Annotated in this window: 21 protein-coding genes; 9 read left to right on the top strand and 12 right to left on the bottom strand. The window is 73.8% G+C overall.

The window, feature by feature from the left end; translation table 11 throughout:
* Positions 1-79 precede the first annotated feature (79 nt).
* The gene (locus ACIRO3_RS27335) at positions 80-1369 is read left to right on the top strand and encodes a hypothetical protein (RefSeq protein WP_404141264.1); all 1290 of its coding nucleotides are present in this window, start codon (positions 80-82) and stop codon (positions 1367-1369) included.
* A 76-nt stretch (positions 1370-1445) separates the two neighbouring features.
* Entirely contained in the window at positions 1446-1643 is a 198-nt protein-coding gene (locus tag ACIRO3_RS27330) for a hypothetical protein (RefSeq protein WP_404141262.1), read from the top strand.
* Between the two features lie 107 nt (positions 1644-1750).
* Here ACIRO3_RS27330 and ACIRO3_RS27325 read toward each other — a convergent pair whose 3' ends face one another.
* The 5 genes from ACIRO3_RS27325 to zapE form a co-directional block, all read right to left on the bottom strand.
* A complete protein-coding gene (locus ACIRO3_RS27325; protein ID WP_404141433.1) occupies positions 1751-2650 on the bottom strand; it encodes a polysaccharide deacetylase family protein in 900 nt (299 codons plus the stop codon).
* 23 nt (positions 2651-2673) lie between these two features.
* Positions 2674-3648, bottom strand: a complete 975-nt coding sequence (locus ACIRO3_RS27320) for a PPK2 family polyphosphate kinase (RefSeq protein ID WP_404141260.1) — start codon at positions 3646-3648, stop codon at positions 2674-2676.
* A gap of 73 nt (positions 3649-3721) precedes the next feature.
* Positions 3722-5074: an alkaline phosphatase PhoX gene (locus tag ACIRO3_RS27315; protein WP_404141258.1), complete on the bottom strand. Its 1353-nt coding sequence runs from the start codon at positions 5072-5074 to the stop codon at positions 3722-3724.
* 268 nt (positions 5075-5342) lie between these two features.
* On the bottom strand, positions 5343-5768 hold the full coding sequence (locus ACIRO3_RS27310; protein WP_365999691.1) for an OsmC family peroxiredoxin: 426 nt from the start codon (positions 5766-5768) through the stop codon (positions 5343-5345).
* A gap of 94 nt (positions 5769-5862) precedes the next feature.
* Complete coding sequence (gene zapE, locus ACIRO3_RS27305) at positions 5863-6918, bottom strand: cell division protein ZapE (RefSeq protein ID WP_404141431.1); 1056 nt, start codon at positions 6916-6918, stop codon at positions 5863-5865.
* 84 nt (positions 6919-7002) lie between these two features.
* On the opposite strand from zapE, the gene ACIRO3_RS27300 reads away from it, so the two are divergent.
* The 6 genes from ACIRO3_RS27300 to ACIRO3_RS27275 all read left to right on the top strand — a co-directional run bounded on the left by ACIRO3_RS27300 (position 7003) and on the right by ACIRO3_RS27275 (position 12250).
* Positions 7003-7776 carry a pyrimidine reductase family protein gene (locus ACIRO3_RS27300; RefSeq protein WP_404141256.1) on the top strand — a complete coding sequence of 258 codons (774 nt, stop codon included), beginning with the start codon at positions 7003-7005 and terminating at the stop codon, positions 7774-7776.
* A 134-nt stretch (positions 7777-7910) separates the two neighbouring features.
* Positions 7911-8378, top strand: a complete 468-nt coding sequence (locus tag ACIRO3_RS27295) for an indole-3-glycerol phosphate synthase (protein WP_361774552.1) — start codon at positions 7911-7913, stop codon at positions 8376-8378.
* 46 nt (positions 8379-8424) lie between these two features.
* The gene (murC, locus tag ACIRO3_RS27290; protein WP_365999688.1) at positions 8425-9819 is read left to right on the top strand and encodes a UDP-N-acetylmuramate--L-alanine ligase; all 1395 of its coding nucleotides are present in this window, start codon (positions 8425-8427) and stop codon (positions 9817-9819) included.
* A gap of 15 nt (positions 9820-9834) precedes the next feature.
* On the top strand, positions 9835-10242 hold the full coding sequence (gene msrB, locus ACIRO3_RS27285) for a peptide-methionine (R)-S-oxide reductase MsrB (RefSeq protein WP_365999687.1): 408 nt from the start codon (positions 9835-9837) through the stop codon (positions 10240-10242).
* 134 nt (positions 10243-10376) lie between these two features.
* Positions 10377-11867 carry a hypothetical protein gene (locus ACIRO3_RS27280; RefSeq protein ID WP_404141253.1) on the top strand — a complete coding sequence of 497 codons (1491 nt, stop codon included), beginning with the start codon at positions 10377-10379 and terminating at the stop codon, positions 11865-11867.
* 53 nt (positions 11868-11920) lie between these two features.
* Positions 11921-12250: a hypothetical protein gene (locus ACIRO3_RS27275; RefSeq protein WP_404141251.1), complete on the top strand. Its 330-nt coding sequence runs from the start codon at positions 11921-11923 to the stop codon at positions 12248-12250.
* 15 nt (positions 12251-12265) lie between these two features.
* Here ACIRO3_RS27275 and ACIRO3_RS27270 read toward each other — a convergent pair whose 3' ends face one another.
* The 7 genes from ACIRO3_RS27270 to ACIRO3_RS27240 all read right to left on the bottom strand — a co-directional run bounded on the left by ACIRO3_RS27270 (position 12266) and on the right by ACIRO3_RS27240 (position 23335).
* Entirely contained in the window at positions 12266-13597 is a 1332-nt protein-coding gene (locus ACIRO3_RS27270; RefSeq protein ID WP_404141249.1) for a protein kinase, read from the bottom strand.
* A complete protein-coding gene (locus ACIRO3_RS27265; protein ID WP_361774534.1) occupies positions 13594-14520 on the bottom strand; it encodes a protein phosphatase 2C domain-containing protein in 927 nt (308 codons plus the stop codon). The genes ACIRO3_RS27270 and ACIRO3_RS27265 overlap by 4 nt, the downstream gene beginning before the upstream one ends.
* Positions 14514-15179 (bottom strand): tellurium resistance protein, encoded by a 666-nt coding sequence (locus tag ACIRO3_RS27260; RefSeq protein WP_361774821.1) that lies wholly within the window; start codon positions 15177-15179, stop codon positions 14514-14516. The genes ACIRO3_RS27265 and ACIRO3_RS27260 overlap by 7 nt, the downstream gene beginning before the upstream one ends.
* A 156-nt stretch (positions 15180-15335) precedes the next feature.
* Entirely contained in the window at positions 15336-16916 is a 1581-nt protein-coding gene (locus tag ACIRO3_RS27255) for a hypothetical protein (protein ID WP_404141247.1), read from the bottom strand.
* Complete coding sequence (locus ACIRO3_RS27250; RefSeq protein ID WP_404141245.1) at positions 16913-19585, bottom strand: GTPase-associated protein 1-related protein; 2673 nt, start codon at positions 19583-19585, stop codon at positions 16913-16915. Before ACIRO3_RS27250 ends, ACIRO3_RS27255 begins: the two co-directional genes overlap by 4 nt.
* Positions 19582-21039, bottom strand: a complete 1458-nt coding sequence (locus ACIRO3_RS27245) for a hypothetical protein (RefSeq protein WP_404141243.1) — start codon at positions 21037-21039, stop codon at positions 19582-19584. Before ACIRO3_RS27245 ends, ACIRO3_RS27250 begins: the two co-directional genes overlap by 4 nt.
* Before the next feature lies 1 nt (position 21040).
* Positions 21041-23335 carry a hypothetical protein gene (locus tag ACIRO3_RS27240; protein WP_404141242.1) on the bottom strand — a complete coding sequence of 765 codons (2295 nt, stop codon included), beginning with the start codon at positions 23333-23335 and terminating at the stop codon, positions 21041-21043.
* Positions 23336-23494: 159 nt separating this feature from the next.
* Between ACIRO3_RS27240 and ACIRO3_RS27235 the strand changes: the two genes are divergently transcribed.
* Positions 23495-25555, top strand: a complete 2061-nt coding sequence (locus ACIRO3_RS27235) for a phosphocholine-specific phospholipase C (RefSeq protein ID WP_404141240.1) — start codon at positions 23495-23497, stop codon at positions 25553-25555.
* Positions 25556-25668: the final 113 nt, after the last annotated feature.

The raw sequence follows: 25668 nt of genomic DNA, 5'->3' as shown, positions 1-25668 counted from the left end.
GGAGCACCTCCGCGCGAATCACCCGGACGGAACGGACCGGCGCACAGGGCGCTCCGGCCGCATCGGCCAGTCTGCGGGGATGGGAACGTTCAGAAGTACCGTGCGATGGGTCCTGCTCGCTGCCGGCCTGTGCGCGACCGCGATCGAACTGGGCGTGTTCGGGTCGGCGGACGTCTCGAACGCGCTGACGTACGTGGGAAGGATCAACGGTGTCGTCTTCCTGGCGGCGGCGATCCTGGAGGTGACGGCCCTCGTCGCCCTGATCAACCTCCGGCGACACGGCACGGCGAAGTATTGCGCCGCGCTCGTCCTCGTGGGTGTCCTGGTGTCCCTGCTGGCGAACCTGGTCCTGCTCATCCTCCAGATCGACGGCTGGAGCTACACGCACTACCTGTGGCTCTGGGCCCTGCTCCTGCCCTGGTCCCTCTGGGCCCTGTGGCGGCTGCACCGCATCGAGATCTGGAGCCACGTTCCCCACGCCCGGGGCATCGCGGCGGGCGTGGCCGTCACCGGCGTCCTCGCCGTCGCCAACTTCACGTACACGCAGATCTACCAGCCCTACACCTCGACGGCCATGCTCACGAACTCCGTGGAGTTCGGTACGGCGACAGTGACCGGCGCCGGCGTCAGCCTGCCGGTGCGCCTGCGGACCCGGAACACGGGTCAGGTGGGTGTGTACGTGCTCGGCTCCCTGTACCAGGTGAGCGGGCGCAAGACGTCCTTCGTGTCGACCCCGAGGAAAGCGCGGGAGTGGCTCCAGGACATCGGAAGTCTGCAGCGGGACCTCATGCGGTACACGAATGTCAGGAACAAGGGGTACGAACTCTTGGCGCAGGGCCAGTTCATCGGCCGGGCGGGGCCGGTGCACGTACTGGAGCCGGGCTCGGAATCGGTGACGGAGAAGATCGTCCAGTTCCCGGCCGGAGCGAGTTACGAGTTGATGAGCGCCACCGCGAACGTGACGTACCTGAGAAAGGACCGGGCCAAGATCGTCGACAACTACGCGAGATCGGGTCGGAGTTCCTGGACCAGGACGTACGAGTACGGATCCGATGCGGTGGCGCCGCCGTGGGTCGCCGAAAAGGGGGTCAACACCTTCCGCTTCCGGTCCCACATCACGCACAGCAACGCCGTCCTGGAGAACACCAGGGCTCCGCACTACGTCACACTCTGGTGGGTGCTGAACGAACCCGGATCCGAATCCCCCTTCGGATCGGACCTGGTGGCCATGATCGGGCCCGAGGACGCCCAGAAGAGTCGGCCGACCCCTGCGGAGCTGCGTCGGATGACGGACAGATACGGGCTGGCCCACGCTCCCAGCGGGACCGTGCAGAAGAGCATGGCGGAGTTGCTGGAACCGAAGTCGTGACGTCGGCGTGCCCGAGTGGCGGCCCGCCGGTGGCCTGCCGTGTCGCCGCGCGGCGCGCCTGAGTACGCTCGAAGGCATGGACCAGCCCCAGCAGGAGACCTCGTACTGCCCCGCCCCGGCCGCGCCCGCCGAGTCCGTCGTGGTGGCCGGGCCGCCCTACGCGGACTGCCTGGAGTGCGGCGAGCCCACCGAGTACGGGGTCGCGACCCCGGGCGTGGTGCTGTGCCCGGTGTGCGAGTGGCAGGAGGCGCAGCGCAGCGCCTGCTCGGGCTGACCCCGGACCGGGACCCGAGAGCGGGACCCCGGACCGGGACCCCGAACCGGGATCCCGGACCCGGGCCGCGCGCCGGGTCCCGCGTCCGCAGCCGGCTCGTGTTCCGCTCACTTCCCGATGAGCTCGGACACCTTCACGAACCGGTAGCCGCGTTTGCGCAGCTCCGGGACGATCGTGTGGATGGCCTCCTCGGTGACCGGTGCCGCGCTGCGCGTGCAGTGCATGACCACCACCGAGCCGGGCTTGACCCCGGCGAGCACCTGCTCGGCCACCGCGTCGGGGTCCTTGGCGAAGGCGTCCCCGCTGACCACGTCCCACTGGACGGCGGTCACCTTGGCCGTGGCGATGGCCCGCAGCGCCTGGTCGTCGTAACAGCCGCCGGGGAAGCGGAAGTACGGGACGGTGTTGACGGCGCCCGCCGTGCGGAAGGCGGCGAAGGCCCGGTCCACGTCGGCCCGGGCGGCGGCGCCGTCGAGCGTGGGCAGTCCGTAGCAGGGGGACTTGAAGGCGTGGTGGCTGTACGAGTGGTTCGCGATCTCGAAGTTCGGGTCGGTGCCGATCGACTTCGCCTGGTCCGGGTACTCCTCGGCCCAGCGTCCCGTCATGAAGATCGTCGAGGGCACCTTGAGGGTGCGCAGGGTGGAGATCAGCTCGGGGTTGTCGAACCGTTCCCCCGAAGCGGCGCGCGGCCCCTGGTCGGAGGTCATGTCGGCGTCGAACGTCAACGCCACCGTCTTGTCGGCCTGCCGCTTCGCCCGTTCGAAGACCGGGGTCAGGCCGTTCGGGCCGGGGGCGATGGTCGGGGCCTTGCCGGGCGCGCCGGGCCGCGGGGCCGACGAGGAGCCCGGGAGGCCGGGGGAGGCGGAGGGGGAGGCGGGGGTCGTCGCCGCGTGGGTGCCCATACGGGCCTCGCCGCCGGACTTCGACGTGCCGGTGCCGCCCCCGCATCCTGCGAGGGCGGCACCCAGGGCGGTCACGGCCGCGACGTTGCGCACTGAGACTGAAATGGTCACATGAGCAAAATATATGACTATGTGGCAAGTAGTCGTTTGCGGCACTCGTCCACGTCGAAGTCACCCTTCGGGTACCGGGGCGCCAGGCCCTCCAGGTGCTCCAGCAGCAGGGTGCTGATCGCCCAGTCGCGGTACCACTTGCGGTCGGCGGGGACGACGAACCACGGCGCGGCGTCGGTGGAGCAACGCTCCAGGGCCAGCTCGTAGGCGTGCCGGTACTCGCGCCACAGGAGGCGCTCCTCGATGTCGTCCCGGCTGAACTTCCAGTGCTTGTCCGGATCGTCGAGACGCGCCAGGAGCCGCTCGCGCTGTTCCTCGTAGCCGAGGTGGAGGAACACCTTCACCACGGTCACCCCGTCCTCCACCAGGGACTGCTCGAACCGGTTGATCTGGGCGTATCGGCGGCCCAGCCGACTGCGCGGCACGAGTTCGTGGACCCGGGCGATCAGGACGTCCTCGTAGTGCGAGCGGTCGAAGATGCCGATCTCGCCCGGTTGCGGGAGAGCCTTCATGATCCGCCACAGGAACGGGTGGTTCTGCTCCTCGGGAGTCGGCGCCTTGAACGACCTGATCCGGCAGCCCGACGGGTTGAACTGACCGATCACGTGTTTGACCGTGCCGCCCTTGCCGCTGGTGTCCATGCCCTGGAGCACGAGCAGCACCCGCCGACGGTCCCCGGCGGTGGACGCCGCGTACAGCCGTTCCTGAAGGGAGGCCAGCGGCTCGCCCATCCGGGCGATCGCCTCCCGTCCGGCCGCCTTGCCGGCGGGACCGCCCGGGGTACCGGAGGGGTCGAAGCGGCGCAGGTCGAGCCGCTCGCCCGCGGGGACCCGCAGCACCTCCCGCAGCGGCGGGACGCTCCGCGCCCTCGCGTCGTCCCCGCGCCCGTGCCCGCGCTTCTCCTTATTCCCCTTCCCCTTCCCCTTCTCCTTGGCGCCGGCCCCGGTCCCGTTCTCGTCCTCGGCTTCGGGCGTGCTGCGCTTCCTGGCCACCTCTACCCCAATCGCGTCGGCTCCGTCCGATGGTGCAACACATCGAACGCGCTCGCGATGCGAGGTCGCGGGCTCAGTGCCAGGGGCCGGTCACCGCGAACGTGGTCCCCGGGGCATAGGCGTTGACGTACATCGTCCGCCGGTCGGGCGAGAAGGTGACCCCGGCGAACTCCCCCCACGCGGGGGCCCCGGGCCCCCCGATGTCGTCGGCGTTGCGGGCCATCGGGTAGACCTCCCCGGCGAAGGTCACGCCGAAGACGTACTGGGCGCCGCCACCGTCCTCGCACACCATCAGGCCGCCGTCCGGCGCCAGGCAGATGTTGTCGGGGGAGTCCCCGGGCAGTTCCACGTCGGAGGCCGGCCCGAAGAGCACGTCGAGCCGGAGCCGGGCCCGCAGCGGGTCGTAGAACCAGACCTGCCCGTGGTGATCGGCGCCGGCGCCCTCCCCGGCGCGGGCGTAGCTGGAGACGAAGTGGACGCCGCTGCCGCCCCAGTAGCAGCCCTCCAGCTTCTGGGCGTGGGTGATCCCGCCCCGGCCGAAGTCCTGGAGGCGGATCGGGGTGTCGGCCGCCGAGGGATCCGGTACGGGCACCCACTCGACCGGGAACTCGGCCCCGGGCTCGTCCACCACGGCCAGGTCCGGGAGCCCGCGGACCCGCAGCGCCTCCAGCGTCCCGCCGGCCCGCAGGGACCCGAGGCCGCCGAGGGGGCGGGCGGGGCGGAAGCGGTAGAAGAGTCCGAAGGGCCGGACGAAGGCGTCCTCGGTCTCGTAGACCACCCCGGTGTACGGGTCCACGGCGACGGCCTCGTGCGCGAAGCGGCCCAGGGCGGTCAGGGGGACCGCGCCCGAGCGGAGCGGGTCGGCGGGGTCCACCTCGAAGACGAACCCGTGGTCCTCGGTGTACCCGGAGGTGCCGGCCCGGTCCTCGGTCTCCTCACAGCTGAGCCAGGTGTTCCAGGGGGTGCGGCCCCCCGCGCAGTTGACGGCGGTGCCGGCGAGGGCGACGCGTTCGGCGCTCACCCGGCCGGCGCGGTCGAGTTCCAGGACGGTGCAACCGCCGAGCGCCCGGGGATCGTAGGTCAGCCCTTCGACGGCGGGGACCCGGAGCGCGGCGGTGGTCCGGTTCTCGTGGTTGCGCACGAGGCGGACGGCTCCGCCGGGGCCCGCGGCGAACGCGGCCATGCCGTCGCAGTTCGCGGGGACGGGGCCCTCGCCGGAGCGGAGGGGTTCGCCGGCGCGCGAGAGGACCCGGTAGGAGAATCCGGCGGGCAGGTCGAGCAGCCCGTGGGGGTCGGGCACCAGCGGCCCGTACCCCCGGGTCACCGGGTCCGCCCCGGCGGCTCCGGCGAACAGCGCGCCGAGGGATCCGCTGAAGGCGATGCCGATGCCGCCGGCGGTGAGCAGGCTGCGGCGGGTGACGGACATCGGCAACTCCCGGCGGTGGCGGCGAAGACGTGACCGGGCCGTGTTACCACGGGCCCCGCCCCGCACCCGCCCGACGCGGCTCCGGCCGGCGGGGCGTCACCCCACCGGGCGCCCGCCGCCGTCCGCCGATGTCCACGCCGCACCCCGGCCACCGGCATCGGTGGTGGTGCGCCGGGCCGGAGGGAGCCGGGGGCGGCCCGGTCGGGCCGCGCCCCGGGGCGCCGGGAATCAGATCAGATCAGATCAGATCAGATCAGATCAGATCAGATCAGATCAGCTCGGCGGAGAGGGTGATCGTCGTACCCGTCAGGGCCTGGCTCACCGGGCAGTTCTTCTTGGCGTCCTCGGCAGCGGCGGCGAAGGCCTCGGCGTCCAGACCCGGGACCTCGGCGCGCACCGTCAGGTGGATGCCGGTGATGCCCTCACCAGGCTGGAACGTCACATCGGCCTTGGTCTCCACCCGGGTGGGGGGAGTGCCCGCGCCGTCCAGGCCGTGCGAGAGCGCCATGGAGTAGCAGCTGGAGTGCGCGGCGGCGATCAGCTCCTCCGGGCTGGTCTTGCCGTTCGCGGCCTCGGCGCGCGAGGGCCAGGAGACGTCGAACGAGCCCTGACCGGAGGAGTCGAGGGTGACGACGCCGGCGCCCTTGAGGAGGCTGCCCTGCCAGTCGGTGTGGGCGGTACGCGTGGTGGCCATGGTGGATCCCTTCGCAGAGGTGACAACGACCGGGCCGACCCGCACGGGGATCCGCGGACGGATCCCCACGGGGCGGGGCCCGGCGTTCCCCAACCTACTGGGCCACCAGTGGCTTCGCGTCGCGCGCCAGGGCGGTGAGCCGGGATATGGCCCGGAAGTACTTCTTCCGATAGCCGCCGTTGAGCATTTCTTCACTGAACAGCCGGTCGAAGGGCAGTCCCGAGGCCAGTACCGGGATCTCCCGGTCGTACAGCCGGTCGGCCAGGACGACCAGGCGCAGGGCCGTCGACTGGTCGGGGATCGGGCCGACATCGGTCAGGCAGACCGCCGACACCCCGTCCGTGAGCGCCCCGTAGCGGCTCGGGTGCACCTTCGCCAGGTGCTCCAGGAGTCCGGGGAAGTCGTCCAGGCTCGCGCCCGGGGTCGCGTACGCGGCCTTGGTCACCTGCTCGTCCGAGAACGGCGCGGGCGCCTCGGGCAGGCCCCGGTGCCGGTAGTCCTGACCGTCGATGCGCAGCGGCCGGAAGTGCGAGGACAGGCCCTGGATCTCCCGCAGGAAGTCGGCGGCGGCGAACCGGCCCTCGCCGAGCTTGCCGGGCAGCGTGTTGGAGGTGGCGGCCAGTGCCACGCCCTGTTCCACCAGCCGGCTCAGCAGCGAGGACACCAGCACGGTGTCGCCCGGGTCGTCGAGCTCGAACTCGTCGATGCACAGGAGCCGGTGACCGCCCAGCGTCCGCACGGTCTGCTGGAAGCCGAGGGCGCCGACCAGGTTGGTCAGCTCCACGAAGGTGCCGAAGGCCTTCAGCGCGGGTTCCGCGGGGGTCGCGTGCCACAGGGAGGCGAGCAGGTGGGTCTTGCCGACCCCGTAGCCGCCGTCGAGGTACACCCCGCGCGGGGCGGCGGGCGCGGCGGGCTTCTTCGCGAACCAGCGACGCTTGCCGGAGCCGCTCGCGTGGGCACCGCCCAGCCCGGCCGCGAAACCGGCGAGGACGGTGACGGCCTCGGACTGGCTCGGCTGCGTGGGGTCCGGGTCGTACGTCTCGAAACGCACCGAGTCGAAGCGCGGCGGCGGCACCATCTCGGCGACGAGCCGCTCGGCGGGCACGTGCGGGGCGCGGGCGCACAGCGCCTGGGGGCCCCCATCGGCTATCGGCGGCTGCCCGGCGGCGGAACCAGAGGTCGAGACAGAGGTGGACACAGCCCTTAACTCTACGGGGCGTGCCACACTGCACCGATGCGACGCCTGTTCCCTGTGACCGATCAGACACCGGCAGCCCGGAGCGACCGCGAATGGTCGTTCGACGAGCTCGCGGAGGCGTACGCGTACCCCGCGCTCGACGCCGGCGCCCACTGGCTGCGGGCCAACATGGTCTCCACCCTGGACGGGGCCGCCCAGCACGACGGCCGCTCGCAGCCCATCTCGGGCGAGACCGACATGCGGATCTTCGGCACCCTGCGGGCCCTGGCCGATGTGGTGGTCGTGGGCGCGGAAACGGTTCGGCAGGAGGGGTACCGGCCCGCGCGCGCCCGCGAGGCGTTCGCGGCCCGCCGCAGCGCCGCCGGCCAGGGCCCGGCCGCCGCGATCGCCGTGATCACCGCGTCCATGGACCTGGACTTCTCGCTGCCGCTCTTCACCTCCCCCCTGGTGCCCACGCTGGTGCTGACCGGCGCCGGGGCGCCCGCGGAGCGGGTCGCGGAGGCCACCCGCTCCGGGGCCGAGGTGGTGGTGGCGGGTGACGGGTCGGCCGTGGACCCCGCCCGGGCGGTACGGGAACTCGCGGACCGGGGGCTGCGCCGCCAGCTGACCGAGGGCGGGCCGAGGCTGCTGGGCCAGTTCGTGGCCGCCGACGTGCTGGACGAGCTGTGCCTGACGATCTCCCCGACGCTGACCGCGGGGGACGCCCAGCGGATCTCCGGAGGGCCTTCCGTCACGGTTCCGCACCGGCTCGCGCCCGCGTGCGTACTGGAAGAGGCCGGGTTCCTCTTCACCAGTTACCGTCGGATCTGACAAGGGGCGGAATTTATCGTTCCGCTTAGCTTCCGCTGGGCACACTACCTGCGCGGCCCCGTGTGACAGCGGGGCAGGATGGTTTCCGCAGGGGCCGGCTCGACCGGCCTCGGCCCATGAAGGAGAGGGCGTCCGTGTTCACGAGCGTATTGATGATCGAGCAGCCGCTGACCACGGTGGACGTGGACTTCGTCACCACCCTGCACGGAGACGACCAGGTCTCCTTCGTCGTCCTCATGCAACCCCGGGGCGACCAGGACCGACTGCTCCGCGCCATCGACGACGTCGCGCTCGGTGAACTGCCCGAGGCCGTCCACGAGGGCGAGGAACCCGAGGGGGAGGCCGCCCGCGGTCCCGCCGCGCAGGCCCTGGCGCACTCCCTGAACGCCCTGCGCCAGAAGGGCGCCAACGCCACCGGACAGATCATCGGGGCCCACCCCCTGGACAAGCTGAAGGCCGTCGTGGAGGAGACGAACGCCGACGAGGTGATCGTCTTGACCGCGCCGCACTTCGTCGAGGAGTTCTTCCACCGGGACTGGGCCTCCCGCGCACGGCACAAGGTCGGCGTTCCGGTGCTCAAGCTCTTCGCCCACAACGAATAGGCTGGGCCCGGTTCACCTCTCGTACTCGATTCCTGGAGCGACCTGAATGAAGCCCGGCCTGCCGACCGCCATGGAACGGCCCCACTTCATCGGCATCGGCGGCGCCGGCATGTCCGGCATCGCGAAGATCCTCGCCCAGCGCGGCGCCGAGGTGGCCGGAAGCGACTCCCGTGACTCCGAGACCGCCCGGGCGCTGCGCGCCCACGGCGCCACGGTCCACATCGGGCACGCCGCCGAGCACCTCGCCGACGACTCCACCTGCGTGGTCGTCTCCAGCGCCATCCGGGCCGACAACCCGGAGCTGGTCCGCGCCGCCGAACTGGGCATCCCCGTCGTGCACCGCTCCGACGCCCTCGCCGGCCTGATGGACGGCCCGCGCGCGATCGCCGTCGCGGGCACCCACGGCAAGACCACCACCACCTCGATGCTCGCGGTGTCCCTCTCCGCCCTGGGCCTGGACCCCTCGTACGCCATCGGCGGCGACCTGGACGCCCCCGGCTCCAACGCCCACCACGGCGCGGGCGACATCTTCGTCGCCGAGGCGGACGAGAGCGACCGCAGCTTCCACAAGTACACCCCGCAGGTCGCGATCATCCTGAACGCGGAACTCGACCACCACGCGAACTACGCGTCGATGGAGGAGATCCACGAGTCCTTCGAGACCTTCGTCGGCAAGATCGTCCCCGGTGGCACCCTCGTCATCGCCCACGGTCAGGAGGGCGCCGCCGAGATCGCCCGCCGGGTCGCCGACCGGGACGGTCTCACCGTCGTCACCTACGGCGAGGAGCCCGAGGCCGACGTCCGGATCACGAAGATCACCCCGCGCGGCCTGACCAGCGAGGTCACGGTCGTCATCGACGGCCGGATGCTGACCTTCACCGTCTCCGTGCCCGGCCGCCACTACGCGCACAACGCCGTCGCGGCCCTCGCCGCCGGTGTCGCGCTCGGCGTCCCCGCGCACAACCTGGCCTCCGCCCTCGGCAAGTACACCGGGGTCAAGCGCCGGCTCCAGCTCAAGGGCGAGGAGGCCGGCGTCCAGGTCATCGACTCCTACGCGCACCACCCGACGGAGATGACCGCCGACCTGGAGGCCATCCGCGGCGCCGCCGGGGACTCCCGCATCCTGGTGGTCTTCCAGCCCCACCTCTTCTCCCGCACCCAGGAACTCGGCAAGGAGATGGGCCGCGCCCTCGCCCTCGCCGACGCCTCCGTGGTCCTGGACATCTACCCGGCCCGCGAGGACCCGATCCCCGGCATCACCAGCGAGCTGATCATCGCCGCGGCCCGCACCGCGGGCGCCGACGTCAGCGCCGAGCACGACAAGGCAGCCGTCGCCGACGTCATCGCGGGAATGGCGAAGCCCGGTGATCTCGTTCTCACCATGGGCGCGGGCGACGTCACGGACCTGGGGCCCCAGATCCTCGCCCGGCTGTCGAACTGAGGGAGCGGGAACGTCATGGCGTACGAGGTCGAGAAGACGGACGAGCAGTGGCAGGCGGAGCTGACCCCGTCCGAGTACCAGGTGCTGCGCCTCGCCGGCACCGAGCCCGCCTTCCGCGGTGAGTACACCGACACCAAGACGGAAGGCGTCTACTCCTGCCGGGGCTGTGGCTCCGAGCTGTTCCGCTCGTCGGAGAAGTTCGAGTCGCACTGCGGCTGGCCGTCCTTCTTCGACCCGAAGGACACCGAAGCGGTCGAGCTGATCGCCGACACCACGCACGGCATGGTCCGCACCGAGGTCCGCTGCGCGAAGTGCGGCTCGCACCTGGGCCACGTCTTCGAGGGCGAGGGGTACCCCACCCCGACCGACCAGCGGTACTGCATCAACAGCATCTCCCTGCGGCTGGCCCCCGAAGGGTCCTGACGCACCACACCCCGTGCCCGTGTCGACACCCCGGTGACGGCGCGGGCACCGGCGTGTGCGAGCGAGCGCCGCCAACTCCGCGACACGGCAAGCCCGTTTACGTACAGTGGGGCGACGGCCACGGGGGAGGTCACATGGTGACGGGTCAGGGCTTGCCCGCCCTCGCACAGTACGGGGACGACGCGACGAACCGGTGGCTGAGCGCCGCCGCCCACCTCGACGCGGCATACGCCCGGGACACGGACCACGAGCTCACCAAGGACCGGCTCACCGCGCTCGGCCCGTCGCTCGGCGTGGACCTCGTGGCGGTCGCCCGACACGTACGGCTGGCCGTCCGGAGGTCCGACCACCGCGACGCGCTGCTGAGCGTGCTCCTCGCGGCCTGGGCGGGCGCGGCCGTCTCGCTCGTGTACGGCCTCGTCCGGAACATGGCGACCCTGACCGACCTCGCCCTGTACGCCCTGGTGGCGGCCCTGGGCGGGGCCTGGATCCTGGTACTCCTGTTCGAACACCGGGCCCGGACGCTGGCCCTGCGGGTGGTCGAGGCGGACGACCCGCCGGACACCCTCGCCCCGCCGCTCGACAAGGACCTGGAGGCGGGGCTGCGGGCGCAGGAGCGCACCAACGTCGTCCCGTACGAGGAGGAGGCCGAGTTCAGGCACCCGTTCGTCGGCAGCGGCGACGCGTTCCAGGAGAGGGTCTGGCAACCCATCGACATCGGCACCCCCGCCGCGTCGCCCACCGGCGGCACGCTGAGCGTCATCCCCTTCGACGTCGTGGACCTGCACACCTACGTGGCCCGCGAAATGGGCAAGATCGCCGGGCTCCAGGGCCTGCGCGCCCGCAACCGGCTCTACGTGCTGGGCACCCGGGTGCGCCACGCGGGCGAGGAACTGCTCCCCGACCGGCTCAACCCGCCGCGCGCCGTGCTCCCGAAACAGATGGTGCAGGCGGGCCTGGTCCGCTCCGGCGGCGGCATGCGCACCTACCTGTGCCTGGAACGGGTCGGCGAGGGCGGCCGGGTCATCGTGTCCATGCACCTGCGCGCCCGGCTCCAACACCCCAGCCTCACCTGGGAGGTGGGCGTCTACCTGATCCCACCGCTCCACCCGCGCTTCGAAGAGGTGCGCACGCTGCGGCTCGACGCCTTCGGGCACTGGTGGACGCTGGGCACCTTCAGCACCCGCACCTTCCTCCCCGCGCTGTTCGGCGCGCCCTCCCGGCTCGCGCGGCACGCGTACGCGTGGGCGGCCCACCGGTGGCGGATGGGACACCTGCGCCGGGACATCGGCCGCCGCCACGTCGAGTTCGACTACGGCGCGTCCACGAGCGTCCGGCAGCGGGCCGCCGACTGGGAGCAGTGGCGCTACTCGGACCGCACCGACGCCCAGGACTTCGCGCAACGCCTCCAACAGGGTGTCCTGACGGCCACTGAACACTTCCTGAAGGCCCACAACGTCGACACCAGCTCCTTCGACCAGGCGCAGCAGGTCATCAACCACCACAGCTACAACTTCGCGGGCCCGATCAAGGGACCCAGCATCTTCGGCGCCCACGGCACCGTCAACGTCCCCGCCGGCGGCGCCGGCCCCGGGCAGCCGCCCGCCGCACCCGCCCAGCCCTGACCGGCGAAGTCCCGACCGGCGAAGTCCCGCCCGCACCCGAAGGAGACCGGCGCATGAGCACGTACAGCTTCCACGGGGACATCAACGGCCCCGCCGTCTACGGCGACCACGCCACCCTCAACATCGGGGACCCCGAGACCGCCGCCCGCACCCTGCGACTGGCCGGCGAACTCGCCCTCTGGCTGAAGTCCGAGGGCGCCCCCCAGGACCGGATCGACGCCGCCGAGACCCTCCGCGCCGAACTGGACCGCGCCGCACGCGAACGGCGCACCGTCGAACCCGGGTTGGTCCGCCGCTGCCTGGAGACCGTGACCCTCGGACTCGGCGCCGGCAGCACCGGCCTGGTCCTCGCCCAGGAGATCACCCGGCTGTTCGCCGGCTGACCTCCCGGGCCCCGCTCACCTCGCCCGTACGACGGCCCGCGCCCCGCCGAAGTCCAACTCCAGTCCGGAACGCAGCGGAACGGTCTGCCCCGGGGCGATCTGTTGCGTCCCGCCGTCGGCCCGGGTTCCCGTCCAGGTCCCCGACGACCGGTTCGCCAACCCGAACCGGCCCGGCTTCTGCGGGTGTTCGGTCAGCAGCGCCACCAGCGTCCCGTCCCCGTAGTCGTGCCGGGACGGCTCCGCCGCCAGGTGGTGCGCCTGCACCCGCGAGTCCCGGTGCAGCAGGATGTGGTGCTCGGTGCGCGGCGGGGGAGTGGTCAGCACCAGCCGGGGCGGCGACAGCAGCGCGCTCCCGCAGCTCCAGCAGTCGCCCGCGACGGCGCTCCGCGGCTCGGTCATGTTCTGGCGCCCGCAGTGCGCGCACACCACCACCGAGTCGAGCACCGCCCGCAGCGTGTCACGCCACTCCGACTCCCGGACCCGGGCCGCCGGATCGATCAGACCGACCGTGAAGTTCCGGGTGAACAGGGCGTGCAGGGAGGCAGGCGCCGCCGCCCAGGTGGCGAGCACCGTCGCGTGCTCCCCGGGGTCCGGGGCGTTGGCGCCGTCCCGCGGATCGAAGACGAACAGCGGCCGCTTCCCGTACAGCCTGCGCTCGGCCGCCTCGTCGAGGCAGCGGATCTCCAACTCCAGCTTGCCCTTGAGCGGGTGATGGTTCATCAACAGCATGAACAGCAACACCGACAGGGAGTGCAGATCGCTCTGCGTCCCCGGTCGGGCCCCCGGGTCGCCGCGGACCAGTTCGGGCGCCATGAACTCCATGGTTCCCGAGATGCCGGTGCTGTCCCCCTCCACCACCGCGTTGTCGTTGTCGCAGACCAGCACGTCCCCCGTCAGCGGGTCGAAGAAGATGTTCCCCCAGGAGATGTCCCGGTACGCGATCCCGCGCGAGTGCAGCGCCTGGTACGCCTCGACGGTGTACAGGCAGGCGACGAGCAGGGCCCGGGGGGTCGTGCGCAGCGCCCGGCGGAACAGCAGCGGCAGCCCCTTGAACCGTTCGGGCCGGATGTCCATCAGGTAGCCGAAGCCGCCCCGGTGGTCGGCCACGAACTCCCGGGGCCACAGGAACCGGTCGTCGTCGAAGTCCCGTTCCACCAACTGACGGACGATGGCCTGCTGTTCCGGGGTCGCGCAGGACGGGTAGTACCACTTCAACGCCTGATCCCCGGCCGGCGTCCGGACCCGGTACACCTCCCCCTGGCCGCCCGAGCCGAGCAGGTCGAAGACCTCCAACCCGATGCCGCTGTCCGTGGTCAGCAGCGTTCCACTGTCGAGCATGCCGCTCATCGATCACTCCCGTGCGCTTGCGTCGGTACGTCGTGCGGCGCCGGGTGCGGCACCGGACGGGCGGCCGGAGACCAGGCGGCCACCAGCGTGGTGTCGTCCCCGGAATGCCGCGATGCCTTGCCGAGCCACTCCGGCAGGACGGCCCGCACGCGGGACGCCCCGTCCTGCGCCAACCGGTCCTCCAGCCCCGCGATGAACTGGCGGAACCCCCGGTCGTCGGTGAAGCTCTTGGACAGCCCGTCGGTGGAGCAGGCGATCAGCAGGGGCAGCCGCGCCGGCTCGGTCACCGGATCCCAGTGCGTGCGGACCCGCAGCCAGGCGCGCGGCGTGCACAGCGACTCCGTCTCGTCCCCCAGATCGGCCTCGGCGGGCGCGAGGGGCACGCTCACCGATCCGGCGTCGGACATCACCGTCAGCTCGCCGTCCCCGAGCTGCCAGGCGGCGAACACCCGGGGGGTGAGGACCGCGCCGACGAACGTGCTCCCGTACAGCAGCACCTTGTCCTGCTCGGACACCCCGGGCTCCTCGTGGGTGCTGTGCCGCTCCCAGTGCCCCAGTACCTTCTCCCGCCAGGCGTGCACCAGTTGGCGCGGGAAGGTGTGCTGCGCGTAGTGCATCAGCCAGGCCAGGCTCGGCGGACGGTCGTCGCCCGGCGGGTGGGCGAGCCGGCCGAACCGCCGGGCCTCCGCGACGAAGAGGTCCACCGCGTAGTGGGAACCCTGGTGGCTGCGCGCGTGCACCGCCGAGCCGTGGCCGTCGGCCACCGCCATGATCAGCGGCTCGTGCGCGCTGCCGGTCCCCTCGACCTCGCAGTAGTCCTGGTTGCGCGCCTTGTGCACGCCCTGGACGCTCTCGCGGAACGTCTCCCAGTACGGTGCGGGGGCCGCCGGCGGCCCCGGCGGCGGCCCGGGGTCGCTCACCATACGTCGCCCTCGTCGTCGTCCAGCACCAGCGGGGCGAACGGCGGCTGCTTGGCCAACGTCACGTCCCCCGGGCCCGCCATGGGCTGGGAGGCGGCCTTCACCGCGGCCGTGGAGGCCCAACGGATCGCCGCGGCCAACTGCTTGGGACTGTTCGCGTCCAGCGGCTGGAGCTCGGGGTTGCCCAGGAACTCCTGGAGGACCGTACGGTCGGCGTCCGCGCCGATCGCGATGGCCACCCGGACCGCCTTGCGCCCCCACGGGGTCGCGTCGACGGCCCGCAGCCCCGACTTCCAGTCGTCCGTGGGAACCCCGTCGGACACCAGCGCCAGCACCGGCTTCAGGGCCCGCTGCGGCATCGGCGGCGTCTCCAGCTCGCGCGCCGCCAGGTGCAGCGCCTCACCCAGGTTGGTCATCCCGTCGACCTGGACGTCCTGCCAGGTGAACTGCTCCACGGGCACCGGGTCCTGGTGGTGCCACCGGGCGGTCGTCGCGAACGTCATCGTGCGCAGCATCAGTTGGGCCGCCGGATTGTCCTGCGCGACCGCGCGCATCTCCGGAACGGCCTCTCTGATGGCGTAGTTGAGCTGGCCGATCTTCTCACCCTGCATCGAGTACGAGCAGTCGAGCAGCCAGATGAAATGGACGGGCCGGTGCGCCATGGCCCCGCCGGGGATGTCACTCACCACATACCTCCCTCGAACCTCAATCGAGACAAACGACAAGGACCACGATCGCGGCGGCCGCGGCCACCGCGACCGCCACCCCGAGCAGGGCCAGCATCAGGCGCCGACCCCGAACGATCTGCGGTGTCACCGTCACCCGGCTCCACCTCCCCCCTCGCGCGCGGCGAGCGCGCCCACGCGCAGCCCGGTGCGGGACAGCAGCCACAACACCGGCTCCGCCGCCCGGCGTTGCTCGGACGCAAGCGCCCCCGCGCCCGTTGCCGCGCGGGCACTCACCGCCCAGTACCGGGCGGCCGCGAAGTCGTGCCCGAGCGAGCTGACCAGGTCGTCCAGGCCTATCGCCCGGAGCCAGGCCCCGACTGGGGGCGTCGGCGGCGGCAGCGAGGTGAGCGAGTCCAGTACGTCCCGCTTGGTCACCACCGTCGCGACCGCGAGCCTCGCGCGCCGGCCACCGAGCCCCTGGAGTTCCCCGGTGACCCCCGAGTACGTCTCCACCGGGCCCAGGTCGGCGGGCCGGGCGGCCGCCGCCAGCTCCTCGTCGCCCGCCCGCAGCGAGCGGCGCACGACCGGCGAGGCCAGCACGTCCGCGACCAGGACCACGCCGTCCGCGTGGGCGAGGTACCCCTGGCGGCGGACGACGTCGGCGTCGCGCAGGGACTCGCCCATCGGGTCGTACAGGTACAGCAGTCGGCGACGGCGGCCGAGGCCGATCAGCAGCATCAGCGCGCGCGGCTGCCCGCCCTGGGTCTTCAGGGCCCAGCCGGACGCGTCCAGGCGCGTGTGGGACTCGTGCCGGTCGGCGGGCGTGGCGTACTCCACCGTCAGGGCGGACTCGTACGACCAGGACCGCAGTCCGTCGAGCATCGCCGCCATCAGCATCGTCTTGCCCGCCGAGGTACCGCCCACCAGCGGCAGGTGGACCACGCGGGTGGTGCCGATCGCGGCCGGGAGCGACTGGTCGCAGTACGGGCAGCGGGTGGCCAGCTTCCGGCGCCCGGTCAGGGCGGTCGTGGGCAGCCCCCGGCCGCACCGGCAGACGTGCCGCAGCGCGCCGAACCGGCCCGGGCGCAGTTCGCGGTGGGCCGCCCGGCAGTCCGGGCACACGTGCACGGCCAGCGGGAACGGGCGGTAGCAGTCGGGGTAGGGGCAGGTCATCCGGATGCCCCGGGTCAGCCGCCACACCGTGTCGGCGGCCCGCCCGGCCAGTACGCCGCACAGGGCGACGAGCGCGACCAGGGCGAGCTGCACGGCGAAGACCAGGGCGACGCCCAGCAGGAACACCCCGGACACCACGGCCGACAGAACGGCGGCCACGGTGTAGCCCGGCGCGAGCAGCCGGAAGAAGAGCCGGCCGAAGGCACTGTCGGCGAGCTCGTCGGTGCCGCCGTGCCGGCCCTGGAGCAGCCGGTCGCGGATCACGATGCCGAGCCAGTGTCGGACGAGGAGGTACCAGACGGTGAGCGCGGCCTCGTTCCCGGCGGCCCGGGAGTCCCGCCACATCTGGCGGGCCCAGTAGGCCGGCCTGGCGGGCTCGTCACCCGGGGCCGTGAAGAGGCGGGCATCGGCGACACCGGGCGTGCGCGGCCCGAAGGCGGCGGCCGCGGCGTCGCGCAGCGCCAGGGCGAGGAACTGCCACAGCGCGTACCCGAGGCACACCGCGCCGCCGATCACCCCGGTCGCGACGAGGAAGACCCGCAGGATCGAATCCGTCACCCCGGACCACCCCCCGCGGCGCCGTCCACGGGGTCGCCGTCGGACCCCCCGGGGCGCACCGGCCCGCCCGTCGCGGGCGGCCGGCTCGGCCGGGCCGGTACCGCCGACCCCGCGGCCCGGGGGGTGACGCCCGCCCAGTCGCCCCCCGCCGGGCCGTCCGGGCGGGCGGGGGCGTCGGGCGGGGACGACGGGGCCGGGCCGGCCGGATCGGGCGGCGGCGGCCGGCGCCGGGAGGACGGCTTCAGCCGGTCGCGCAGCCGGCCGAACGCGCCGGGGCGCTGCCAGGCGCGGAACTCCTCGGCCCAGCGGCCGCCCAGCCGGTTCAGCTCCTCCTCGACCGCGGCCGACTCCGCGGGCCCCAACCCCCGCACGACGGGCCGCAGCACCCGGTCGAGCAGGTCCGTACGGGCCTCCTGCCAGACCGGGCCCGCCTGCGGCTGGGAGGACCAGGCGGTGAAACAGTCCGCGAGGTAGCGCGGGGAGCGCCGCAGCCGGTTCAGCACCGCCGGATCGCGCGCCAGCCGCCGGTACGCGGCCAGCAGCTCGACGTCGTTGCTCTCGATCAGCGCCCGCAGCTCGCCCTCGGTCCGGTCCTCGCCGAGCAGCCGCGCCGCGACCGCCGCGTACGCGTGGTCCCTCGGCCCCGGTTCCGGGTCCAGGCTGCGCAGGTCCAGCGCCATCCGGACCCAGCCGGGACCGGCCGTGCCCGCGCGCAGGTTCCGGGCCAGCTCCAGCAGCAGCAGCGAGGGCCGCAGCGGTTCGGGCAGCTCGGTGCGGAACTGCTCCAGCAGCTTCGGCGCGAGTTCCGCCGCCGCCGCGTCGTCGGCCGGCGCCCGCACCGCGGCCCGCGCGAGCGTCCCGCAGGTGCCGGCCTCCACGTGCGGCGCGGCCCCGGTCGTCGACAGCAGCAGCGCGGCCTCGGCCGCGCTCGGCGGCTCCCCCTCCCACACCAGCCGCATCCCCGTCCGCAGTACCAACGGGTCGGCGTAGACGGTGGATCCGCTGCGCTCCACCAAGGCGTGCAGGGCCGCGACCCGGTCCGTCGCCGCACCCAGCACCTCGGGGGCCGCCGCGCACATGTGCAGGTACTGCACCGGATCCGCGGCCCGCAGGCGCAGCCCGGTCCGGGCGAACACCCGCACCCCCGCCGCCGGATCACCCACCGCGAAGGCGTTCAGCCGGTTGAGGAGCAGGTGCCGCAGCGCGGGGAGCTCCGTCAACGCGGCCCGCGCGCCCTCCCCGTACGCCCGCTCCGGCTCCGCGAGCAGGGCCAACGCCAGCTTCCGTGCCACCTCGGGCATCAGGTCGGTGGCGTCCACCCCGATCGCGGCGGCCACCCGCAACAGTCCGGCCCGCTCGCCCGGCTCGCGCTCCGGGTCGGCCAGGGCGGCCCGCAGCTGCGGTCCCAGTTCCGCCGCGAGCCGGCCGCGCGTGGCCGCGCCCAGCGCGCCCACCGGCGGCGGGGCGCCGGCGCCGCGGACCGCCTCGGTCAGGGCCAACGCCACCAGCGACTCGTACGCGGCGGGCCGGCCCCGGCCGTCCAGCGCCGCCAGCAGCCGCCCGCAGGCGGCGGTCTCGGCGGGCGAGCGGTCCCCGACCGGCCGCGCCAGGGCCTCGGCCAGCGCGTGCAGGCGTCCCTCGTCCAGCGCCGTCCGGTGGTCCGCCGCCCACTCGGCCGCCGCCGTCCTGCCCGCCGAGTCCAGGGTGATCCCGGCGGCCAGGGCCAGCGCGGCCAGTGGACCCGCGTCGTAGGGCCGGCCGGGCGGCAACCGGCGGACCTCCGCGAACAGTTCGTGGCGTCCCGCCGGCCACACCCGGGCCGCGGTGTCGGCCCACACGTCGCCCGAACCGGTGCCCGCGTCGGAACCGGTGCCCGCGCCCGGGTCCGCGCCCGGTCGCGGGTCCGCGTCGGGTGCGCGCGTGCTGTCGTACAGCCGGTACCGGTGGTCCTGCCCGCCCAGGCCGGCCCCGTCCTCCGGCAGCACGCCGATGATCCGGTGCCGGGCGAGCAGGGGCCGCCGGGTGTACGTGGTGAAGGTCAGCCACTGTCCCCGCTGGTGCGGCAGCACGCTGCAGGCCAGCATGATCCAACGGGCCACGGCCGTACTGTCCCGCTCCACCAGCACCACCTGCGGGGCCGCGGGGTCCTCCGCGAGCCGCCGCACGTCGGCGAAGAAGCCGGCCAGCCAGGGCCTTCGCGCGGCGACGAACTCCGCCAGCCCGGCCGCGTCGTACCGGCCCGGCGCGGGGACCTTCTCCAGCGGCGCGGGCGGCCCGCCGGGCGGGGTGTCCGAGGCCCACTGCGGCGAACCCCAGGAGGTGATCGGCAGGGCGCCCCTGGCCGGCCCGGAATCGGCGGGTTGCGGCAGGTGCACGGCGTGGGTGTGGAAGTTGCCCCAGCGGCCGCTGTAGTCCGCGCCCGTGTACACCGAGCGGGCCAGCAGCCGGCTGCCGTCCGACAGCACGCTCAGGCTCAAGGCCTCTGGGAACGAGGCCAGTTGCTCGTCGGTCGGACGGTCGGGCGCGTCCCGGGGCGGCTCGTACCCGATCAGCTGCTCCGCCTCCCGCAACAGCGACACGGGCGCTCCCGGGCTGACCGCGGTGAAGCGGAAGCCGGAGCCGTCGGGTCCGGGCGGGGCGGAGGTGTAGTGGAGCTGTGCGAGGTTCACGCGCCCGCCTCCGAGCCGGCCGGGCCGGCCGGGCCCGACGAGCCCGCCGGCGCCGCGCCGCCGGAGGCGCTCGCCCCGCCCGGCCCGCCGGACGCCCCGTCACCGAACGCCCCGCCCGGCCCCGAGGCCCTGTCACCCGGCGCCCCGCCCGGCCCCGAGGCCCCGCCGACCCGCGCCCCGTCCGGGCCCCGCGCCCCGCCCTCGCGCCGGGGCAGCAGGCCGCCCAGTCCCAGCAGCCACAGCAGCGGATCCTCCACGCGCCACGGTTGCGGCCCCGACCGCGGCGCGTCCGCCGGCGCGTGCGCGGGCGGCGGCGAGCCGAGCGCCGACAGACCGAACAACGAGAACCGCGCGAAGTCCCGGTCCAACTGCCGGGTCAACGCCCCCGAGTCCCAGCCCTCCAACAGGTCCCGCACCTCCTCGTGCACCGCCAGCCGGTCGTCCTCGTCCACCGCGCCGCCCGCGTGCTCGCCATTGCGCAGCAACGGCGAACGCGGATCCAGCAGCGGGAGCAGGGAGTCCGTCTTGGTGACGGCGACGGCCACCGGCGTGGTGACCCGGCCGCCCGTGCTGCCCCGCCCGTGCGCCCGCAACTGCGCCGCGAGGTCGGCGGCGATCTGCTGTGGCGGCGTGTGCAGGGCGGGCAGCGCCGTGCCCGCGTCCATCGGCAGCCGGTCGCGCACGGCCCGACTCTGCAGGGGGTCGACCAGCACGATGATCCCGTCGGCGGCCGCGAGGTAGCTGGTGTAGCGGTTCATCGCCTCGGCGTCGGCGAGGTCCTCGCCCGCCGCGTCGAAGAACACCAGCGCCGTGTGCCGGCTGCCGTCCGCGCGCATCCGGCGCGGCCGCGGCAGGCTCAGCCGGTAGAGCAGCGGATCGTTGAAGCCGAGCGCCACCGGCCTGGTGGCCTGGGGCAGCCGCAGCCGGTCGTACAGGTCCTCGGCCATGTCCCGGTCGCGGCGCTGCGTCTCGCCGCCCATCGGGGTGAGCGAGGCCCCGTACGCCCGACCCACGCGACCGCGCAGTTCGTTCACGAGCACCGACACGTACGTGCTCTTGCCGGACGCCTTCGGGCCGAGCAGGGCGATGATCCGGGTGTCCTGGTCGCAGTAGTCGCCGGGGAAGTCGCTGTGGCAGCGCAGGCACACCCGGACCGAGCTGGACACCCCGCAGTGCGGGCAGTCCGCGCGCGAACCGCGTCGGCCGCGGAACGCGCGGGAACCGGCGCCGCCGCCGGCGAGCCGGGAGACGAGGTCGCGCGGCGCCTCGAAGACCGGGCCGCGGGCCGCGCGGCCCGGCGCCACGCCGGGTCCGACGAACTCGGCCCACACCGTGTCCTGTTCGGCGGTGCACGGTCTCCCCCCGCGTACGCCGGTGGCCGACATCTGGCAGCGGAAGGCCAGCCGGGACGCCGGTGACCGGTCGAAGCAGTAGGGGCAGACGACGGACGTCATGTCAGCGGACCACCAGGGAGGTGAGGGGAGGCTCTTCGAGCCGGACGGTGGCGGCGCCGCCGCCCAGGAGAAAACCGCGCAACGCGTACGTGGGGCCCCGCGCCCCGAGGTGGATGTCCTGCTCCACCGTCCCGGAGGCGGCGAGTTCGGCCCCGCCGACCCGGCACACGGGCGTGCCGTCGGACGGATCGCGCGGCCGGGCGGGGTCGCGTTCCCCGGCGCCCCGGGCGATCAGCACGAACTCGGGCAGTTCCGCGCCGACGGGTCGCCCGCCCGGCGCCGAGAGGGTCAGGAGCAGGCGGGCCGGTCCGCGCCGCAGCCCGCGCCGTGCGCCGGGCCGCACCCGGTAGGCGATCGACACGTCGGCCGGCAGCTCGATCCGCTCGCCCGGGTCCGGTGCGGCGACCACCGAGCGGGCGTGGCGCGGCGCGGCGTACGCGGTGATCCGCAGGGCGCCCGGCCCGACCGGGAGGTGCAGGCCCTCGCGCAGGAACACGCTGCGCGCCACGGGGAACTCCGCACGCCCGCCGTCCTGTTCGGCGACGACCACCACCTGTCCCGTGTCGGCCGGCCAGTCGAAGGTGACCCGGGCCCGGCCCCCGGGCGTGCGCCGGACGGCGAGGCCGGCCACCGGCTCGGGCGTCTCGACGAGCACGCTCGGCCCGGCCAGGGCCCGCTCCCCGAGCACGGCGACGGCCGTGACGCGCACCGGAGCCCCGCCCGGCGGCCTGCTCCCGTCACGCGGCGCGGGCAGCGCCGCCGCGACGAGTGCCGTCCCCGGCTCAGGGGCGTCGCCGGGCCACTCCACGAGCCGTACGTCGGCGCCCTCGCCCCCCGTCCAGGCGAAGGACAGCCCGCCCGGCTCGCGGGCGTCGGCGGTCAGGGTGCGCACCGGCGCGGGCCACGGGTGCACGGTGACCCGGGTCTCGACGCCGGGGGAGAGGACCTCGGGCAGCCCCGGCGGCCGGTAGCGGGCCCGTACCCGCACCAGGTGGTCGCCGACGGCCAGCCCCTCGGCGCGGCCGTCCCGCAGCTCGCGGGTGTTCCCGTCGGGCCCGGTCAGCTCGGCGCGGGCGCCCGCCGCTCCCGCCGGAACCGACCAGGACGCCGCGATCCGGCCCGGCCCGTCCTCGCAGCGAAGCCCCGTGACCTCGGGCGCGTACAGCAGCGCCGGGGAGATCAGGGGCGGTCCCGCCGCCGGCAGCGCCACGTAGCGGACCTCCCGGCCGAGCGGCGCCGACGGATCCGTCAGCCGGCCCCCGCGCGGGGATCCGGGCAGTTGCGTGAGGGGTTCCCCCGCCGGCGCTCCGCGCGTCAGCCGGAGCACCCGCCCCCAGTCCCCGGCGGGCCCGGCGCCGTCATCCGCCGTCGCCACCGGCGCGTGCGCCGCCGTCCGCCGCAGCTCGACGCCGCCCGCGACGAGCCCGACCTCCAGCGCGGTCCCGGCCGCCGGCGTCGTTCCCGTACCGTCCCGCGCCGACGCGGCCCCGTCCGACCGGTGGGCGCGCACCAGGCCGCGGATGGCGCGCGGGCAGTCGCCGGTCAGTCGGGCCGCCTCCAGGTACCGGGCCGCGGCCCGCTCCCGGTCGCCCCGCTCCTCGCAGCGCCGAGCGGAGTCGATGAGGGCGTCGGCGTCCCGGGCCCGGCGGGTCACCCCGTCGATCCGCAGGGCCAGTTCACGGTCCGGGCCGGCCGGGGGCAGTGCGGCGGCGAGTCGGGCGGCGGCCCGCACCCGCGACGCCCGCCAATGGTCCTCCAGCGCCTCCGCGGCCGCACGTTGACCCTCGCCCAGCCGGGCCCGGGCGGCGGCCGCTCGCACCAGGGCCGGCGCCTCGTCGGGGTCCACCCCGTACGCGCACGCGGTGTCGGGATGCTCGCCCCGCGGGTGTTCGTGCAGCAGCCGGGTCAGCTGGTACAGCAGGATCCGGCGCAGGGCGGCGGGATCCGCCCGCTGGATCCGCGCGAGCCGGCGCAGCAGCGCGGCGGCCTCGGGCTCGGTGCCGGCCGCCCGCCGGGCCGCCAGCGCCTCCAGCACGTCCGCGCCCACGTGGCGGCGCCGTCCGTGTCCCTCGACGGTGAAGATCCCGTCGAGCACCCGTAACCGGCCGTCGGGCGGTACCAGCAACTCACCCAAGTGTCGTAAGCCGAGGCCCTGTTGCACGGCGAGGAGTTCCCCGTACCGTGCCACCAAGGGAGCCAGTGGCAGGCCGAGAAGGGCATGGGAGGGCCCGAGGGCATGCCCGAACTCCGTCCCCGCCATCCGTCTGCGCCCCCCGTGCAGTGTGTGGGAGGTCATTTCAGCAGATGTACGGCTGCTTCGGGAGGGCTTTCCACAGGGCTTTCCGTTCGCCCGCTGTACGGCACAAGGTCAGACAGGGATCTCCGTCCGGTACCCCGGGACCGCTGTCCTTGGGGCGCCCCTCGACTTCCCCTCACCCCCAGAGGACCCCACCCCATGGCTGAACTCAACCGTCGCAGGTTCTTGCAGATCGCGGGCGGTACGGCCGCCGCCACGATGCTGAACGAGAGCATCGCCCGGGCCGCCGCCATCCCGGCGCAGGGCGGCACCGGAACGATCCGGGACATCGAGCACATCGTCGTCCTCATGCAGGAGAACCGTTCCTTCGACCAGTACTTCGGGTCGATGAAGGGCGTCCGCGGCTTCGGCGACCCGCGCCCCGTCCTCCAGGACAACGGGAAGTCGGTCTTCCACCAGTCGAACGGGACGAAGGACGTCCTCCCCTTCAACCCGCAGGTGGACGACCTGGGCATGCAGTTCGTCGAGGGCCTCAACCACGACTGGGCCGGCGGCCACGCGGCGTACAACAACGGCAAGTACGACAAGTGGGTTCCGGCCAAGACGGCCACCACCATGTCGTACATGACGCGGAACGACATCCCGTTCCACTACGCCCTCGCCGACGCGTTCACCGTCTGCGACGCCTACCACTGCTCCTTCATCGGAGCCACCGACCCGAACCGCTACTACCTGTGGTCGGGCCACACGGGCAACGACGGCACCGGCGGCGGACCGGTCCTCGGAAACCAGGAAGCCGGCTACGGCTGGAAGACCTACCCGGAGCGGCTGGAGGCGGCCGGGGTCTCCTGGAAGGTCTACCAGGACGTCGGCGACGGCCTGAACGCCGCGGGCCACTGGGGCTGGATCGGCGACGCCTTCCGCGGCAACTACGGCGACAACTCGCTGTTGTACTTCAACTCCTACCGCAACGCCCAGCCCGGCAGCGCCCTGTTCGAGAAGGCGCGCACCGGCACCGACGCCAAGGCCGGCGAAGGCTACTTCGACCGGCTGCGCGCCGACGTGGTGAACGGCACCCTGCCCCAGGTCTCCTGGATCGCCGCGCCCGAGGCCTTCAGCGAGCACCCGAACTGGCCGGTCAACTTCGGTGCCTGGTACATCTCCCAGGTGCTCGACGCGCTGACCGCTGACCCGGCGGTGTGGGCGAAGACGGCCTTCTTCATCACCTACGACGAGAACGACGGCTTCTTCGACCACGTGGTGCCCCCGTACCCGCCCACCTCGGCCGCCTGGGGCCTGTCCACGGCGGACGTCACGAAGGACCTCTACGCGGGCGGCGGGGGATACGCCGCCGGCCCCTACGGGCTGGGCCCCCGCGTCCCCATGATCGTCGTCTCCCCGTGGAGCAAGGGCGGTTACGTCTGCTCCGAGACCTTCGACCACACCTCGGTGATCCGCTTCATGGAGAAGCGCTTCGGGGTGCGGGAGCCCAACATCTCGCCGTGGCGCCGCGCCGTCTGCGGGGACCTGACCTCGGCCTTCGACTTCACCAAGGCGGACGCCTCCCCGGCGGCCCTGCCGCCCACGGCCGGCTACCTCCCGCCGGACCACGACGCCCACCCGTCCTACCACCCGGTGCCGCCGGCCACCGGCACCCTGCCGAAGCAGGAGGCGGGCTCCAAGCCGACGCGCGCCCTGGGCTACCAGCCGTACGTGGACGGCAAGGCCACCGTCTCCACCGGCAAGTTCACCCTGACCTTCGCCTCCGGGCCGACCCTGGGGGCCCACTTCCACAGCACGTCCGGCAACCGCACGGACGGGCCGTGGCCCTACACGGTCGAGGCCGGCAAGACCCTCTCGGACACCTGGAGCACCAGCGCCTCCACCGGGAACCAGATCAACCTCACGGTCTGGGGCCCGAACGGCTTCCTGCGCACCTGGAAGGGCCCGGCCAAGAAGGCCGGCCCCGAGGTCACGGCCCGCCACGGCGCGAGCGCCGGCAACCTCGCGCTGACCCTCTCCAACGCGGGCACGGCCGCCGTGAACCTCGCCGTGACCAACGCCTACGGCGGCGCGCCGCAGACCTTCAAGGTCAACCCCGGCGCGACGGTGACCCACTCGGTCGACCTGCGCGCCACGGGCCGCTGGTACGACGTGAAGGTCGTCTCGGACGCCGACGCCGGCTTCCTGCGCCGCTTCGCGGGCCACGTCGAGACGGGCGCCCCGGGCGTCTCCGACCCGGCGATCAAGACCGTGTGACGCGGTCGCCCGCCGCGTGCGGCAGTCGCCGCTCCGGGGCCGGCAGGCCCCGGGGCCGGTGGCCGCCCACCCTGCGGGATGTCGATTTCACGGTGTGATGGTAGGTCCGGTGG

Source organism: Streptomyces sp. NPDC102278 (assembly GCF_044766345.1).
Lineage (GTDB): Bacteria > Actinomycetota > Actinomycetes > Streptomycetales > Streptomycetaceae > Streptomyces.
Note: the sequence above shows the minus strand (reverse complement) of the source record. Positions and strands in the feature narration are given on the sequence as shown.

Bases quoted from the DNA above. Each gene is read 5' to 3' on its own strand.
- ACIRO3_RS27240 (WP_404141242.1), bottom strand. From the start codon at position 23,335: ATGACCTCCCACACACTGCACGGGGGGCGCAGACGGATGGCGGGGACG.
- ACIRO3_RS27270 (WP_404141249.1), bottom strand. From the start codon at position 13,597: ATGAGCGGCATGCTCGACAGTGGAACGCTGCTGACCACGGACAGCGGC.
- msrB (WP_365999687.1), top strand. From the start codon at position 9,835: ATGGCGTACGAGGTCGAGAAGACGGACGAGCAGTGGCAGGCGGAGCTG.
- ACIRO3_RS27300 (WP_404141256.1), top strand. From the start codon at position 7,003: ATGCGACGCCTGTTCCCTGTGACCGATCAGACACCGGCAGCCCGGAGC.
- ACIRO3_RS27335 (WP_404141264.1), top strand. From the start codon at position 80: ATGGGAACGTTCAGAAGTACCGTGCGATGGGTCCTGCTCGCTGCCGGC.
- ACIRO3_RS27265 (WP_361774534.1), bottom strand. From the start codon at position 14,520: ATGGTGAGCGACCCCGGGCCGCCGCCGGGGCCGCCGGCGGCCCCCGCA.
- ACIRO3_RS27275 (WP_404141251.1), top strand. From the start codon at position 11,921: ATGAGCACGTACAGCTTCCACGGGGACATCAACGGCCCCGCCGTCTAC.
- ACIRO3_RS27315 (WP_404141258.1), bottom strand. From the start codon at position 5,074: ATGTCCGTCACCCGCCGCAGCCTGCTCACCGCCGGCGGCATCGGCATC.
- ACIRO3_RS27280 (WP_404141253.1), top strand. From the start codon at position 10,377: ATGGTGACGGGTCAGGGCTTGCCCGCCCTCGCACAGTACGGGGACGAC.
- ACIRO3_RS27310 (WP_365999691.1), bottom strand. From the start codon at position 5,768: ATGGCCACCACGCGTACCGCCCACACCGACTGGCAGGGCAGCCTCCTC.
- murC (WP_365999688.1), top strand. From the start codon at position 8,425: ATGAAGCCCGGCCTGCCGACCGCCATGGAACGGCCCCACTTCATCGGC.
- ACIRO3_RS27245 (WP_404141243.1), bottom strand. From the start codon at position 21,039: ATGACGTCCGTCGTCTGCCCCTACTGCTTCGACCGGTCACCGGCGTCC.
- ACIRO3_RS27260 (WP_361774821.1), bottom strand. From the start codon at position 15,179: ATGGCGCACCGGCCCGTCCATTTCATCTGGCTGCTCGACTGCTCGTAC.
- ACIRO3_RS27330 (WP_404141262.1), top strand. From the start codon at position 1,446: ATGGACCAGCCCCAGCAGGAGACCTCGTACTGCCCCGCCCCGGCCGCG.
- ACIRO3_RS27235 (WP_404141240.1), top strand. From the start codon at position 23,495: ATGGCTGAACTCAACCGTCGCAGGTTCTTGCAGATCGCGGGCGGTACG.